General features: G+C 68.9%; 13 protein-coding genes. All 13 read left to right on the top strand.

What is annotated here, in order from left to right; all coding sequences use genetic code 11:
* The first annotated feature begins 101 nt into the window (after positions 1-101).
* Positions 102-1,148 (top strand): ABC transporter substrate-binding protein, encoded by a 1,047-nt coding sequence (locus AAC979_RS09505; RefSeq protein WP_371346592.1) that lies wholly within the window; start codon positions 102-104, stop codon positions 1,146-1,148.
* The gene (locus AAC979_RS09500; protein ID WP_371346591.1) at positions 1,145-2,182 is read left to right on the top strand and encodes a FecCD family ABC transporter permease; all 1,038 of its coding nucleotides are present in this window, start codon (positions 1,145-1,147) and stop codon (positions 2,180-2,182) included. The genes AAC979_RS09505 and AAC979_RS09500 overlap by 4 nt, the downstream gene beginning before the upstream one ends.
* Positions 2,179-2,961 carry an ABC transporter ATP-binding protein gene (locus AAC979_RS09495; RefSeq protein ID WP_371346590.1) on the top strand — a complete coding sequence of 261 codons (783 nt, stop codon included), beginning with the start codon at positions 2,179-2,181 and terminating at the stop codon, positions 2,959-2,961. The genes AAC979_RS09500 and AAC979_RS09495 overlap by 4 nt, the downstream gene beginning before the upstream one ends.
* An 84-nt stretch (positions 2,962-3,045) precedes the next feature.
* The gene (locus AAC979_RS09490; protein WP_371346589.1) at positions 3,046-4,419 is read left to right on the top strand and encodes a sensor histidine kinase; all 1,374 of its coding nucleotides are present in this window, start codon (positions 3,046-3,048) and stop codon (positions 4,417-4,419) included.
* Between the two features lie 4 nt (positions 4,420-4,423).
* On the top strand, positions 4,424-5,446 hold the full coding sequence (locus AAC979_RS09485; RefSeq protein ID WP_371346588.1) for a HupU protein: 1,023 nt from the start codon (positions 4,424-4,426) through the stop codon (positions 5,444-5,446).
* Entirely contained in the window at positions 5,443-6,915 is a 1,473-nt protein-coding gene (locus AAC979_RS09480; RefSeq protein ID WP_371346587.1) for a nickel-dependent hydrogenase large subunit, read from the top strand. The genes AAC979_RS09485 and AAC979_RS09480 overlap by 4 nt, the downstream gene beginning before the upstream one ends.
* A gap of 8 nt (positions 6,916-6,923) precedes the next feature.
* Complete coding sequence (gene hypF / locus AAC979_RS09475) at positions 6,924-9,221, top strand: carbamoyltransferase HypF (RefSeq protein WP_371346586.1); 2,298 nt, start codon at positions 6,924-6,926, stop codon at positions 9,219-9,221.
* A gap of 172 nt (positions 9,222-9,393) precedes the next feature.
* The gene (locus AAC979_RS09470; RefSeq protein ID WP_371346585.1) at positions 9,394-10,509 is read left to right on the top strand and encodes a hydrogenase small subunit; all 1,116 of its coding nucleotides are present in this window, start codon (positions 9,394-9,396) and stop codon (positions 10,507-10,509) included.
* Positions 10,506-12,323 carry a nickel-dependent hydrogenase large subunit gene (locus tag AAC979_RS09465; RefSeq protein ID WP_371346584.1) on the top strand — a complete coding sequence of 606 codons (1,818 nt, stop codon included), beginning with the start codon at positions 10,506-10,508 and terminating at the stop codon, positions 12,321-12,323. Before AAC979_RS09470 ends, AAC979_RS09465 begins: the two co-directional genes overlap by 4 nt.
* A 12-nt stretch (positions 12,324-12,335) precedes the next feature.
* Positions 12,336-13,082, top strand: coding sequence for a Ni/Fe-hydrogenase, b-type cytochrome subunit (gene cybH / locus AAC979_RS09460; RefSeq protein WP_371346583.1), 747 nt, complete (start codon positions 12,336-12,338; stop codon positions 13,080-13,082).
* 299 nt (positions 13,083-13,381) lie between these two features.
* Positions 13,382-13,993 (top strand): HyaD/HybD family hydrogenase maturation endopeptidase, encoded by a 612-nt coding sequence (locus AAC979_RS09455; RefSeq protein WP_371346582.1) that lies wholly within the window; start codon positions 13,382-13,384, stop codon positions 13,991-13,993.
* Positions 13,994-14,003: 10 nt separating this feature from the next.
* Positions 14,004-14,330, top strand: coding sequence for a HypC/HybG/HupF family hydrogenase formation chaperone (locus AAC979_RS09450; protein ID WP_371346581.1), 327 nt, complete (start codon positions 14,004-14,006; stop codon positions 14,328-14,330).
* The gene (locus AAC979_RS09445; RefSeq protein WP_371346580.1) at positions 14,327-14,725 is read left to right on the top strand and encodes a hydrogenase; all 399 of its coding nucleotides are present in this window, start codon (positions 14,327-14,329) and stop codon (positions 14,723-14,725) included. Before AAC979_RS09450 ends, AAC979_RS09445 begins: the two co-directional genes overlap by 4 nt.
* Positions 14,726-14,728 lie beyond the last annotated feature (3 nt).

The following is a 14,728-nucleotide window of genomic DNA, read 5'->3' as shown; positions in this document are numbered from 1 at the left end:
CGGGGTGCTCCGAAGGTTGCCGGCCGCGCGGGAGTGCGATTCGCTCCCACCCGGGTGGTTTCCTTTACGCTTCCCGTCTTCCTGTTCAGGAAGCGGTGACAATGCTCAACACGACCTCTCATCTTCTCCGTCGCTCGGCTCAAGGCCTCGCCGTGGCGCTTGGCCTGCTCGCGAGCGCGGGCCTGACCGAGGCCCTCGCCGGCACGACCTATCCGCTCACCCTTGAGAATTGCGGTTCCAAGGTGGTGATCGACCACGCGCCCAAGCGGGTGGTGAGCATCGGCCAGGCGCAGACGGAAATCCTCTATGCGCTCGGCCTCGGCGACCGGGTGGTCGCCAGCGCGCTGTGGTTCGGCCCCGTGGCCAAGCCTTACGAGACGGTGAACGCCGGGGTGAAGCGGCTCGCCGACAATGACCCGAGCTTCGAGGCGGTGGTCGGGCAGGAGCCGGACCTCGTCGTCGCCATGTATGAGTGGCACATCGGGCCCAATGGCATCGTCGGCAAGCGCGAGCGCTTCGACGCGGTGAAGGTGCCGGTCTATGTCTCGCCCACCGACTGCGTCGGCAAGGATAATAGCGGCGCCGGCGACGGGGTGCGTACCCAGATGTATTCGACCGAACTTCTCTACCGGAACATCCTTGAATATGGCGCCATCTTCGACGTGTCGGACCGCGCCGAGGCGCTGGTCGCCCGCCTGAAGGCGCGCGAGGCGGAAGCCGCCCGCACCGTCGCGACACTGAACGGCAAGGACGTGTCGATGGCGCTGTGGTTCTCCAGCAAGGAGATCAAGGGCGACGCCTTCCTCGCCGGCAAGAACGGCGTGCCGGCCTATGTGATGGAACAGCTCGGCATCCGCAACATCATCACCACGCAGGAGGAATGGCCGCTGGTGGGGTGGGAGACCATCGCCGCCAACGATCCCGACGTGCTGGTTCTGGTGAAGATGGACCGCCGCCGCTTTCCCGCCGACGACATCGACGCCAAGCTCGCCTTCCTCAAGACCGATCCGGTGGCCAGCCAGCTCTCCGCCGTGAAGAACGGGCGCATCGTCATCGTCGATGTCGCCGCCACGCGGCCGGGCATGGACACGGTGGACGGGCTGGAGGCCATCGCCACGGCGGTGCAGGGCTTCGGTCTGGTCCATTGAGCCACATCGCCATCGGGCCGAACTGGCCGGCGCGGCTTGCCCTCGCCGGCCTTTCCCTCGCCGCGCTGGTCGTCGCCATCGCGCTGGCAGTGACGGTGGGCGAGATGCCGATCCCGCTCGGCGTCGCCTTCCGCGCGCTCGGCAACGGGCTGTTCGGTCTTGGTTATCCCGTCAGCGCCATCCAGCAGGGGGTGATCTTCGAGTACCGGCTGAGCCGGGCGCTGATGGCGGCCTTGTGCGGTGGCGCGTTGGCGCTTTCCGGCGCCATCCTGCAGGCGCTGCTGCGCAACCCGCTGGCGGAGCCGTATATTCTCGGCGTTTCCGCCGGCGCCTCGACGGGCGCGGTGGCGGTGATGATCCTCGGCTTTGGCGGGGCGACGCTGGGGCTTTCCGGCGGGGCATTTCTCGGCTCGGTGGCGGCGCTGGTGCTGGTCGGCCTGCTCGCCGCCGGGGCGGGCGGGGCCAGCGACCGGGTGATTCTCGCCGGAGTCGCCGGCTCGCAATTGTTCAACGCGGCCACCGCCACCATCGTCACCACCATGGCGAGCGCTGAACAGGCGCGCGGCGTGATGTTCTGGCTGCTGGGCAATTTCGGCGGCGTGCGCTGGCCCGACCTCGCGGTGGCGGCACCAGTGGCGCTGCTCGGCTTCCTTGTGTGCATGGTCCACGCCAAGGCGCTGGATGCCTTCGCCTTCGGCGCCGATGCGGCGGCCTCGCTCGGCATCCATGTGACGCGGGTGCGGCTGGTGCTGCTGGCGACCACCGCGCTGCTCACCGCCACCATGGTGGCGATCGTCGGCACGGTCGGCTTTGTCGGGCTGGTCATTCCGCATGCCGCGCGCTTCCTCGTCGGCCCCGGCCATGCCCGGCTGCTGCCGGCCTGCCTCGTCATCGGCGCGGTGTTCATGATCCTCGCCGATGTGCTCTCGCGCATCTTGGTGCCGCAGCAGATCCTGCCGATTGGCATCGTCACCGCGCTGGTGGGCGCGCCGGCCTTCGCCCTTATCCTCTATCGCGCGCGGCGGCCGGCATGACGCTCGCTACCCATGATGTGCGCTGGGGTGCCGGCGGCAAGCTCATTGTCGACGGCGTGACGCTGGAGGTCGAGCCCAACCGGGTGCTCGGTCTCATCGGCCCCAATGGCTCGGGCAAGTCGAGCCTGCTGCGCCTGCTTTGCCGGCTGCGAAACGTGGCGAGCGGCGTGGTGACGCTGGACGGGCACGACATCGCCGGTGTCGCCCGCCGTGATCTCGCCCGGCGCCTCGCCTTTGTCGAGCAGCAGGCCACGACCGAGATCGCGCTCACCGTCTGCGACGTGGTGCGGCTGGGGCGAACGCCACACCGCGCCGCCTTCGCCTCCTGGAGCCGCGAGGACGAGACGGCGGTGGATGCGGCGCTGGAGCGGGTCGGGCTGATGGAGCGGCATGACCAATACTGGCACACGCTGTCGGGCGGCGAGCGCCAGCGCGTCCATATCGCCCGCGCGCTGGCGCAGGCGCCGCGCGAACTCATTCTCGACGAGCCAACCAACCATCTCGACATCCAGCACCAGCTCGCCATTCTCGGCCTGGTGCGGCGGCTTGGGGTGACCTGCATCGTGGCGCTGCACGACCTCAACCTCGCCTCGCTGTTCTGCGACCGCATCGGCGTGCTCTGCGTCGGCCGGCTGGTGGCGGCGGGGGCGCCGGAGGAGGTGCTTACCCCCGCGCTGATCCGCGAGGTGTTCGGTGTCGAGGTGGCCATCCGCCCCGGGGCCCATGGCCGGCGCCACATCGAGTATCTCCTCGAGCCGGAGCCGGGCGGGCGGGAGTGACGCGGCGAGACCGTCGGGGCGGGGTGTCATTGCCGGCCCCGTGCGCGCATTCTACTGTGCGGGAAAACCGACCGTGCTGGTGACATGTCGCACACGCCGAAAGCGCCGCAGAAGGGCTCGCCGGAGGCTCTCCCGACCGGGGAGCTGCTGAGCCCGTTCGCCGGCCAGGCCGACGATGCCTGGATCGCCGTCATTCGCAAGATGGACGAGACCTATGCCGAGCTCGTCGCCCAGCAGGTCGCGCTCGAACAGAAGAACGCCGAGCTTGAGGAGGCGCAGACCTTCATCGCCGGGCTGATGTCGTCGATGACCGACGTGCTCATCGCCTGCGACCCCTCCGGCCGTATCGAGCAGGTCAACCGCGCCGCCGAGCGCGCTTTCGGGGTGCCGCTGAGCGAATTGGAGCGGCGGCCGCTGCGCGAGCTTCTGGCACCCGAATCCCCGACCCGCTTCGAGGATCTGCGTGCGGCTATTGAGCGGCGCGCGCGCATCAGCGACCGCGAACTCATCTTCGCCACGCCCGCCGGCCCGCTGCCCGTATCGGTCAATGGCGCGGTGCGATTCGATGCGCGCGGGCGATCGGTCGGCATGGTGCTGGTCGGCCGGCCCATCGGCGAGTTGCGCCAGGCCTATAGCGACCTTGCCGCCGCGCATGAGCGGCTGAAGCAGACGCAGCAGCAGCTCGTTCATTCCGAAAAGATGGCCTCGCTCGGCCGTCTCGTCGCCGGCGTGGCGCATGAGCTGAACAACCCGATCTCCTTCGTCTATGGCAATGCCCACACGCTGAAGCGCTATGGTGCCCGGCTGACCGCCTATCTTGAGGCGGTGCATGGCGGGGTGAGCGGCCCGGCGCTTGCCCGGCTGCAGGCGGAACTGAAGATCGACACCACGCTCGCCAACATCGCCGGCACGCTAGACGGCATGCTGGAGGGCGCCGAGCGGGTGCGCGACATTGTCGCCGATCTGCGCCACTTCTCCTCGGAACGGCGCGAGGCGTGGGAGGCTTTCGAACTGGCGCCGCTGGTGCACTCGGCGTTGGACTGGGTGGCGAAGGCGCAGCGGCCGGCCATCGAGACGCATTTCGACATGGCCGAAGGTCTCACCGTCATCGGCCATCCCGGCCATATCCATCAGGTGCTGATGAATCTGGTGCAGAACGCGCTCGACGCCATGGAGGGCCAGAGCGTGCAGCGGCTGGAGATCACCGGCCGGGCGGGAGAGGCGGTCATGCTCGCCGTGCGCGACACCGGGCCGGGTATCGCGCCGGAGATCGCCTCGCGCATCTTCGACCCGTTCTTCACCACCAAGCCGATCGGCAAGGGCACCGGGCTCGGCCTGTCCATCAGCTATGGCATCGTGCAGGAGCATGGCGGCACGCTGGAAGCCGCCAACCACCCCGAGGGCGGAGCGGTGATGACGCTGACCCTGCCGGCCGCCCGCGCCGCGAACGGAGATTGAGCCGGTGCCCGTTCCCCCCGAAGCCACGCCTTTCAACGTGCTGTGGATCCAGTCCGGCGGGTGCGGCGGCTGCACCATGTCGATGCTGTGCGCCGAGGCGCCGGACCTCGCCACCACGCTGGAGAGCGCCAATATCCGCTTCCTCTGGCACCCGACCCTGTCCGAGGAGACCGGGGCGGAGGCGGTGGCGCTGTTCGAACAGGTGCTCGACGGCACGCTTCGGCTCGATGCGCTCTGCGTGGAAGGCGCCATGCTGCGCGGGCCGAAGGACACCGGGCGCTTCCACATCCTCGCCGGCACGGGTGTGCCCACCATCGACTGGGTGCGGCGGCTCGCGGCGGTGGCGGAAAATGTGGTTGCGGTCGGCACTTGCGCCGCCTATGGCGGCGTCACCGCCGCCGGCGCCAACCCCACCGATGCCTGCGGCCTGCAATATGACGGGCGCCGCGAGGGCGGGGCGCTGGGCGCGGCCTTCCGCTCCCGTTCCGGCCTGCCGGTCATCAATGTCGCGGGCTGCCCGACGCACCCGAACTGGGTGACGGAAACGCTGATGCTGCTGGCGGCCGGGCTGCTGGGGGCGGACGATCTCGATGTGTATCGCCGCCCGCGCTTCTATGCCGACCACCTTGTGCATCATGGCTGCCCGCGCAATGAATATTACGAGTACAAGGCCAGCGCGGAGAAGATGTCCGATCTCGGCTGCATGATGGAGCATCTCGGCTGCCTCGGGACGCAGGCGCATGCCGATTGCAACACAAGGCTGTGGAACGGGGAGGGCTCCTGCACGCGCGGCGGCTATGCCTGCATCAACTGCACCGCGCCGGAATTCGAGGAGCCCGGCCACGCCTTCGTCGAGACGCCGAAGATCGCCGGCTTCCCCGTCGGCCTGCCCACCGACATGCCGAAAGCCTGGTTCGTGGCGCTGTCCTCGCTCGCCAAGGCGGCGACGCCGGAGCGGCTGCGGCTGAACGCGACCAGCGACCATGTGGTGCGCCCGCCCGCCGTGCGCGACATCAAGCGCCGATGAGTGACCCAGGTGCATCCGAGGGCACGACGCGGCTCGTCGTCGGCCCGTTCAACCGGGTCGAGGGCGACCTGGAAGTGCGGCTGGAACTGGCGCAGGGGCGGGTGGAGGCGGCCTTCGTGTCGTCGCCGCTGTTCCGCGGCTTCGAGCGCATATTGGAAGGCCGCGATCCGCGCGACGCGCTGGTGATCGCGCCGCGCATCTGCGGCATCTGCTCGGTGTCGCAATCCCACGCCGCCGCGCTGGCGCTCGCCGGGGTGCAGGGGCTGGTGCCGACCGACAATGGCCGTGTGGCGACCAATCTCATCGTCGCCACCGAGAATGTCGCCGACCATCTCACCCATTTCCACGTCTTCTTCATGCCGGACTTCGCCCGCGCCCTTTATGCGGAGCGGCCGTGGTTCCCGCGTGTCGAAGCGCGCTTCAAGGCGGCGCAGGGCAGCGCGGTGCGCAAGGCGCTGGAGACGCGCACGACGCTGCTGCATGTGCTCGGCCTGCTCGCCGGGCGCTGGCCGCACACGCTGGCGATCCAGCCGGGCGGGGTGACGCGCGGCGCCGATGCGCGCGACAAGGTGCGCCTCGCCGCCACGCTCGGCGCAGTGCGGCGGGCGCTGGAAGAGGGATTGTTCGGGGCCAAGCTGGAGCGCGTGGCCGAACTTTCCACCCGCGAGGAGCTGGACCGCTGGCGCGCCGCCGGCCCGGAAGGTGATTTCCGCCTCTTCCTCGACATCGCCGCCGATCTCGACCTCGGCCGGATGGGCCGTGCCTATGACCGCTATCTCAGCTATGGCGCCTATCCCGGCGCGGAGATGCCGCTTTATGCGCGCGGCATCTTCACCGCTGCCGGGCCGGGCGAGGTGGATACAGCGGCGATCGCGGAAGACCACACACATGCGCGGATGGAGCATCGCTCCCGCCCGCACCATCCCTTTGACGGCTCGACCCTGCCGGATGCCGAGGACGAGACCGGCTATAGCTGGTGCAAGGCGCCGCGCCTTAATGGCCTGCCGTTCGAGACCGGCGCCGTCGCCCGGCAGATGGTGGACGGTCAGCCACTGATCCGCGACCTCGTGCTCCGCGAGGGCGGCAGCGTGCTGGCCCGGGTGGTGGCGCGACTGGTGGAGACCGCACGCACGCTCATCGCCATGGAGCGCTGGGTGCACGAACTCACCCCCGGCGCGCCCTGGTGCGCGCAGGGCAGCTTCCCCAACCATGGCCGTGCGGCGGGGCTCACGGAGGCGGCGCGCGGCGCGCTGGGCCACTGGCTGCGGGTGGAGAACGGGCGCATCGCCGGCTATCAGATCATCGCGCCGACCACCTGGAATTTCTCGCCGCGCGATGGCGCCGGCATGCCCGGCCCGCTGGAGGCGGCGCTGGTCGGCGCGCCGGTCCGCCAGGGCGAGACGACGCCGGTGGCGGTGCAGCACATCGTGCGCTCCTTCGACCCTTGCATGGTCTGCACGGTGCATTGAGCCGCGCCATGCCCAGCGAGGAGATCATCGTTCGCGGCATCGTGCAGGGCGTCGGCTTCCGGCCTTTCGTGTGGCGGCTGGCGCAGCGCTTTGGGCTCGACGGCGAGGTGAGCAATCGCGGCGATGCGGTGGTCATCGTCGCTTCCGGGCCGCCTCCCGCTCTCGACGCCTTCGCCGCCGCGCTCACCGCCGAGGCACCGCCGCTCGCCCGCGTGGAGGCGGTCGAGCGCCGGGCGGTGCCGGTCCTCGCCCGCAGCGGCTTCAGCATCGCCGCCAGCGCCCCCGGCACGGTGTCGGTCGGCATCGTCGCCGACATCGCCACCTGCCCGGCCTGCCGCGCCGAGATCGCCGACCCCGCCGCCCGCCGCCACCGCTATGCCTTCACCAACTGCACCGAGTGCGGGCCGCGCTTCTCCATCGTCGAAGGCCTGCCCTATGACCGCGCCACCACCACCATGCGTGGCTTTGCGATGTGTGCGGCCTGCCGGGCGGAATATGACGACCCCGCCGACCGGCGCTTTCATGCCCAGCCCATCGCCTGCCCGGAGTGCGGGCCGAAGCTGTGGCTGGAGGCGGGCGGGGAGGTGGTCGAGGGCGACCCGCTGGAGACCGCCGCCGCACGCCTGAGGGAGGGCCGCATCCTCGCCATCAAGGGGATCGGCGGCTTCCACATCGCCTGCGACGCGACCGATGAGGCGGCGGTTTCGGAGCTGCGCGCCCGCAAGCATCGCCCGACCAAACCGCTGGCGGTGATGCTGCGCGATCCGGCCATGGTCGCGGCGCTGTGCGAGGTGGGGGCGGCGGAACAGGCGGCGCTGGCCCATCCCGCCGGGCCAATCGTGCTGCTGCGCTTGCGCGCCGGGGCGGTCTCCGCAGGAGAGTCGCTCGCGGCCTCGCTCGCCCCCGGGCAGAACCGGCTCGGGGTGATGCTGCCCTACACGCCGCTGCATCATCTGCTGATGCAGGCGGTGGGGCGCCCGCTGGTGATGACCAGCGGCAACCGCTCCGGCGAGCCGCAGATATTTCGCGACGAGGAGGCGCGGGCCGGGCTTGCCGGCCTTGTTGACGGCTTCCTCACCCATGACCGCCCCATTGCCCGCCGGCTCGATGACAGTGTGGTGCAGCTTGCCGCCGGGGAGGTGCAGGTGATGCGGCGCGGGCGCGGGTTTGCCCCGGCGCCGCGCAACCTGCCGGCCGGCTTCGCCCACGCCCCGCCGGTGCTGGCGCTCGGCGGCGACCTCAAAAGCGCGATCTGCCTCACGATCGGTGGCAAGGCACTGCTGTCGCACCATTTCGGCGATCTCGACGAACCGGCGACGCAGGAGGCGTTCGAGCGGGCCATCGGCGATTATTCCGCACTGTTCCACCATCGCCCGGCCGCGATCGCGGTCGACAGGCATCCGGACTACCGGCCGAGCCGCTTCGGCGCCGCGCTCGCGGTCGCGCGCGGCCTGCCGCTGGTCACGGTGCAGCACCACCACGCCCATATCGCCGCCGTGATGGCCGAACACGGTTGGCCGCTGGAGGCTGGGCCGGTGATCGGCATCGCGCTTGACGGGCTTGGGCTCGGCGCGGACGGCACCATCTGGGGCGCGGAAATCCTACTCTGCGACTACCGCACCAGCCGCCGGCTCGCGCGGCTGAGGCCGATCCCGCTCGCCGGCGGCGACGCGGCCAATCGCGAGCCCTGGCGGGTGCTGCTCGCCCATCTCGACGCCGCGCTGGGGCCGGCGGCGGTGCCGGATGCGCTGTTCACGAGGCTTCCGGCCGCGACGCTGCGGGCGATGATCGCGCGCGGTCTGAACGCGCCGCTGGCGAGTTCCGCCGGGCGGCTGTTCGACGCTATGGCCGCGCTGCTCGGCCTCGCGCCGCTCCGCCTCAGCTTCGAGGGAGAGGCGGCGCTGGCGTTGCAGGCGGTGGCGGAAATGGCGGCAGATGCGCCGTCCTATCCCTTCGGGTGCGCACAGATGGACGATCTCATGGAGATCGACCCCGCCCCGATGTGGCGGGCGGCGTGCGCCGACCAAGCGGCGGGCGTGCCGCCCGGTCCCATCGCGAGGCGCTTCCATGTGGGGGTGGCGGAAGCCTTTGCCGGTCACGCTCTCTCGCTTGCCGCCGCGCACGGGGCGAGCGCCATCGCGCTGTCCGGCGGCGTCTGCCAGAACGCATTGCTGCTGGAGATGCTGGTGGCGCGGCTGGAGCCTTCCGGCCTGAGCCTGCTGCTGCCCGGCGAGGTTCCGGCCAATGATGGCGGCCTCGCCCTCGGGCAGGCCGTCATCGCCGCCGCGCGGCGGATCGAGCGGTAAGCGTCTTACCGCCTCGGGCGCAAAGCGGTTCCGCCGCTTCCGGGCGACCGGCGGGTCGGTTCCGTCAAATCGTTGAGTTGTATAGAGAAAACGTCCTGGCACACGGGTTGCTGTTGTCCTTGCATCGGTGCGCGCCGACGCGCCGGACAACAAGCACACCGGAGGGAGCCGCATGGCTGGGCTTGAGACGTTTTATGAGGTGATGCGACGGCAGGGCATCACCCGCCGATCCTTCCTCAAATATTGTTCGCTGACCGCTGCCGCGCTCGGTCTCGGCCCGGAATTCGTGCCGCAGATCGCCCATGCCATGGAGACCAAGCCGCGCACCCCGGTGCTGTGGCTGCACGGGCTGGAATGCACCTGCTGCTCGGAGAGCTTCATCCGCTCGGCGCATCCGCTGGCCAAGGATGTCGTGCTGTCGATGATCTCGCTCGACTATGACGACACGCTGATGGCCTCCGCCGGGCATCAGGCCGAGGCGATCCTTCAGGAGGTGATGGAGAAGTACAAGGGCAACTACATCCTCGCCGTGGAGGGCAACCCGCCGCTCAACGAAGACGGGATGTACTGCATCATCGGCGGCAAGCCCTTCCTCGACCAGCTCCGCATGGTGGCGAAGGACGCCAAGGCGGTGATCTCCTGGGGCTCCTGCGCCTCGCATGGCTGCGTGCAGGCGGCGCGCCCGAACCCGACCCGCGCCACGCCGGTCCACGAGGTCATCACCGACAAGCCGATCATCAAGGTGCCGGGCTGCCCGCCCATCGCCGAGGTGATGACCGGGGTCATCACCTATATGCTCACTTTCGACCGCATGCCCGAGCTGGACCGGCAGGGGCGACCGAAGATGTTCTACTCCCAGCGCATCCACGACAAATGCTATCGCCGGCCGCATTTCGACGCCGGCCAGTTCGTCGAGTCCTTCGACGATGAGGGCGCGCGCAAGGGCTATTGCCTCTACAAGGTCGGCTGCAAGGGCCCGACCACCTACAATGCCTGTTCCACCGTGCGCTGGAACGAGGGCACGTCCTTCCCGATCCAGGCCGGCCATGGCTGCATCGGCTGCTCGGAAGACGGCTTCTGGGACAAGGGCTCGTGGTATGCGCGCCTCACCGACCTGCAGGGCGTCGGCTTCGGCATCGAATCCACCGCCGACCGCGTCGGCCTCGGCGCGGCGGCGGCGGTGGGCGGCGCGGTGGCGCTGCACGCCGCGGTGAGCGCGCTCAAGCGTGCCCAGCACAAGCACGGCAATGGCTCGAACGGCTCCAGCCACACGGGAGACGCGGCATGACCATCCAGACCCCGAACGGCTTCAGCCTCGACACTTCCGGCAAGCGCATCGTCGTCGATCCGGTCACCCGCATCGAAGGCCATATGCGCTGCGAGGTGAATGTCGATTCCAACAATGTCATCCGCAACGCGGTCTCCACCGGCACCATGTGGCGCGGGCTGGAGGTGATCCTGAAGGGGCGTGACCCGCGCGACGCCTGGGCCTTCGTCGAGCGCATCTGCGGCGTGTGCACCGGCTGCCACGCGCTCACCTCGGTGCGCGCGGTGGAGGATGCGCTGGACATTCGCATTCCCAACAACGCCTTCCTGATCCGCGAGATCATGGCGAAGGTGCTGCAATGGCACGACCATGTCGTGCATTTCTATCACCTCCACGCTCTCGACTGGGTCAACCCGGTAAATGCGCTGAAGGCCGACCCGAAGGCGACCTCGCAGCTACAGCAGATGGTCGGGCCCGACCATCCCAATTCCAGCCCCGGCTATTTCCGCGACGTGCAGAACCGGCTGAAGAAATTCGTCGAAAGCGGCCAGCTCGGCATCTTCAAGAACGGCTATTGGGACAACCCGGCCTACAAGCTGCCGCCCGAGGCCGACCTGATGGCGGTGACGCATTATCTGGAGGCGCTCGATTTCCAGAAGGAGATCGTCAAGGTCCACACCATTTTCGGCGGCAAGAATCCGCATCCGAACTACATGGTGGGCGGCGTGCCCTGCGCCATCAACATGGACGGCAACATGGCGGCCGGCGCGCCGCTGAACATGGAGCGGCTGAACTTCGTCAAGCTGAAGCTGCAGGAAGCCTTCGCCTTCTCCAAGAACGTCTACGTGCCCGACGTGATCGCCATCGCCTCCTTCTACAAGGGCTGGCTCTATGGCGGCGGCCTCTCCGGGCTCAACGTCATGGATTATGGCGACTATGAAGCCGTGCAGGGCCGCAAGGAGACCGACCGGCTGCCGGGCGGCGTCATCCTCAACGGCAAGTGGGACGAGGTGCACCCCATCGACCCGCGCGACCCCGAGCAGGTGCAGGAATTCGTCACCCATAGCTGGTACAGCTATGGCGACGGCAATGCCGACAAGGGTCTGCATCCCTGGGACGGCGTCACCCAGCCGAAATACGAACTCGGCCCCAACGCGAAGGGCACGCGAACCGACATTCGCGAGATCGACGAAAGCGCGAAATACTCCTGGATCAAGGCGCCGCGCTGGAAGGGCAATGCGGTGGAGGTGGGCCCACTCGCCCGCTACATCCTCGCCTATGCCCATGGCGTCGACTATGTGAAGGGGCAGGTGGACGACTCGCTCGGCCGCTTCAACGCGCTCGCCGGCACCAGTCTCACCCCGCAGCAGGCGCTGCCGACCACTATCGGCCGCACGCTGGCGCGGGCGCTGGAGGCGCATTACTGCGCGCAGATGATGCTGGACGATTTCGACCACCTCATCGCCAACATCAAGGCCGGCGACAGCTCCACCGCCAATGTCGAGAAATGGGATCCCGCGACCTGGCCGAAGGAGGCCAAGGGCGTCGGCACGGTGGCCGCGCCGCGCGGCGGGCTCGGGCACTGGATCAAGATCAAGGACGGGCGGATCGAGAACTACCAATGCGTCGTGCCGACCACCTGGAATGGCGGGCCGCGCGACCCCAAGGGCAATATCGGCGCCTTCGAGGCCTCGCTGATGAACACGCCGATGGAGCGGCCGGAGGAGCCGGTGGAAATCCTGCGCACGCTCCACTCCTTCGACCCGTGCCTCGCCTGCTCGACGCACGTCATCTCGCCCGATGGGGCGGAGATGGCGCGGGTCACGGTGCGCTGAGGGGAGGCGGCGATGACCAGCATCGACCCCGCTTCCCTCCACGCTGCGCCGGCCGTGCCCGCCACCATCGACGGCGAGCCGGTCGGGCGGGTGAGCGCCGTCTATGTCTATGAGGCGCCGGTGCGGCTCTGGCACTGGACCAATGCGGCGGCGATCAGCGTGCTCGCGCTGACCGGCTATCTCATCGGCCAGCCTCTCCCGACGCTGTCGGGAGAGGCGAGCCAGCACTACGTGATGGGCACCATCCGCTTCCTGCACTTCTCCGCCGGCTACATCTTCGCCGTCGGCTTCCTGTTCCGCATCTACTGGGCCTTCGTCGGCAATCACCATGCGCGGCAGCTCTTCATCCTGCCATTCTGGAGCCGGGCCTATTGGCGCGGCCTGTTCGAGGAGGCGCGGTGGTACTTCTTCCTCGAAGCCAAGCCGAAGAAATATGTCGGCCACAACCCGCTGGCGCAGTTCGCCATGTTCTGGGCCATCGGCGTGGGCTCGGTGTTCATGATCGTCACCGGCTTCGCGCTCTATTCCGAGGGGGCAGGGCCCGGAAGCTGGCAGGACCATCTGTTCGGCTGGGTCATTCCGCTGCTCGGCGGCAGCCTCGACGTGCACACATGGCACCGTCTCGGCATGTGGGCGATCCTGCTGTTCATCATCGTCCACGTCTATGCGGCGATCCGCGAGGACATCATGTCCCGCCAGTCCATCGTCTCCACGATGGTCTCGGGCGTGCGCACCTTCAAGGATGACGATCCCGACTGAGATTCCGGTCCTTCCCGGAATACGGCCTGCGGGGACAGGCCGGCTTTGAGGGCGCGGTTTCGGCCGCGCCCTTCTTTTTGCCTGGATGACTGATTTCCATTTGGGGCGAATACTGGAAATAATCCTTCCAATCTGCCCCCGAGTGGAATTGCGGGTCTGTAGAATTCGACAATATCGCCAACGACTTAATGGGTGTGCCCCCGATTGGCATGCTGTTTGAATTGAGACAGATTCAAAAGAGTGGCGATCAGACCGCTCGCGCCTAGGGAACGGAAAAGTCGCTTGGGGAGACGCCGCTTATGGCCGACGAACGCATTCTCATACTCGGCATCGGCAACATTCTATGGGCGGATGAGGGCTTCGGCGTCCGCGTCATCGAGGAATTGCAGGCGCGCTACGAGCTGCCCGAACACGTCACCGCGCTCGATGGCGGCACGCAGGGCCTCTACCTGCTGCCCTATCTGGAAGAGGCGGAGGCGGTCATCATTGTCGACGCCATCGACTATGGCCTGCCGCCGGCGACGCTGAAGCTGCTGGCCGACGACGAGGTGCCGGCGGTGCTCGGCGCCCGCAAGGTGAGCCTGCACCAGACCGGCTTCCAGGAAGTGCTGGCGCTGTTGCAGCTGCGCGGTTGCGCCCCGGCGCGACTGCGGCTGGTCGGCGTTCAGCCGGAACGGCTCGACGATTATGGCGGCGGCCTCACCCCCGCCATCGCCGCGCAGGTCGAGCCGGCGCTGGCCGAGGTGCTGCGCCTGCTCGCTGACGAGTTCGGGGTGCGCGTGGCCCCGCGCCGCTCGGAAGAGGGCTTCACCCCGCCCGCCATCAGCCGCGAGGTCTATGAGGCCGGCCGCCCGGCTGCCGAGGATGCCTGCCGCATCGGCGATGCGCGCGTGCTCGCCGGCTGGCGCTAGGAGCGGCCCCATGTGCCTCGGCATCCCCATGCAAATCCTTAGCGTCGACGGCCATGCGGCCCAGTGTCGGCGGGGCGGGGAGATGCAGCTCATCGACGTGTCGCTGCTGCCGGAGGCGCGCCCGGGCGACCATGTGTTGACCTTTCTCGGCACCGGCCGCCGCCTGCTCGACGCCGAGGAGGCGCGCCTGATCGCGCAGGCGCTCGACGCCGTCGCGGCTGCACTGAGCGGCGACGCGGCGGCCATCGACCACGCCTTTGCCGATCTCGTCGGCCGCGAGCCGACCCTGCCAGCCCATCTCGCCCCGCCCGCTTCCCGCCTGGAGCCAACTTCATGACCCCCGACACGCTCCATCCGCTCGTCGCCCGCCTCACCACCGCGCTCGGCTATCCCTATGTCGACAGCGAGGAGGAGGCCGCCGCCACGCTGCCGGCGGGCGACAGCCTGCTGTTCCTGCCCGCCCACGGCAAGGCGCATATGGAGACGCCCGATATCGCCGTGGTGCTGCCGGAACTGGTCGGCGCGCTGGGCGCGGGCTCAGCCATGGGCGGTGCGGTGGCCGGGCCGGCCTATGAGAAGCAGTTGCGCGAGCAGCTCGGCGGCATTGCTTTGCCGGCTATCGTCGTTCTGCGCGGCGGGCGGCCGCTCGGCTCGCTCTCGCGCATGCGCGACTGGGACGAATTCCTCGAGCGCCTCTCCGCCGTCCTTGCCCGTCCCGCCGCCAGCCATTGAGGC

This window comes from Ancylobacter sp. IITR112 (assembly GCF_041415945.1).
In the GTDB taxonomy this organism is placed as follows: domain Bacteria; phylum Pseudomonadota; class Alphaproteobacteria; order Rhizobiales; family Xanthobacteraceae; genus Ancylobacter.
This window is presented reverse-complemented; position numbering and strand designations above follow the sequence as displayed.

Excerpts from the sequence above, each read along its gene's own strand:
- AAC979_RS09505 (WP_371346592.1), top strand. The coding sequence starts at position 102 with ATGCTCAACACGACCTCTCATCTTCTCCGTCGCTCGGCTCAAGGCCTC.
- AAC979_RS09495 (WP_371346590.1), top strand. The coding sequence starts at position 2,179 with ATGACGCTCGCTACCCATGATGTGCGCTGGGGTGCCGGCGGCAAGCTC.
- AAC979_RS09490 (WP_371346589.1), top strand. The coding sequence starts at position 3,046 with ATGTCGCACACGCCGAAAGCGCCGCAGAAGGGCTCGCCGGAGGCTCTC.
- AAC979_RS09480 (WP_371346587.1), top strand. The coding sequence starts at position 5,443 with ATGAGTGACCCAGGTGCATCCGAGGGCACGACGCGGCTCGTCGTCGGC.
- hypF (WP_371346586.1), top strand. The coding sequence starts at position 6,924 with ATGCCCAGCGAGGAGATCATCGTTCGCGGCATCGTGCAGGGCGTCGGC.
- AAC979_RS09470 (WP_371346585.1), top strand. The coding sequence starts at position 9,394 with ATGGCTGGGCTTGAGACGTTTTATGAGGTGATGCGACGGCAGGGCATC.
- AAC979_RS09465 (WP_371346584.1), top strand. The coding sequence starts at position 10,506 with ATGACCATCCAGACCCCGAACGGCTTCAGCCTCGACACTTCCGGCAAG.
- cybH (WP_371346583.1), top strand. The coding sequence starts at position 12,336 with ATGACCAGCATCGACCCCGCTTCCCTCCACGCTGCGCCGGCCGTGCCC.
- AAC979_RS09455 (WP_371346582.1), top strand. The coding sequence starts at position 13,382 with ATGGCCGACGAACGCATTCTCATACTCGGCATCGGCAACATTCTATGG.
- AAC979_RS09450 (WP_371346581.1), top strand. The coding sequence starts at position 14,004 with ATGTGCCTCGGCATCCCCATGCAAATCCTTAGCGTCGACGGCCATGCG.
- AAC979_RS09445 (WP_371346580.1), top strand. The coding sequence starts at position 14,327 with ATGACCCCCGACACGCTCCATCCGCTCGTCGCCCGCCTCACCACCGCG.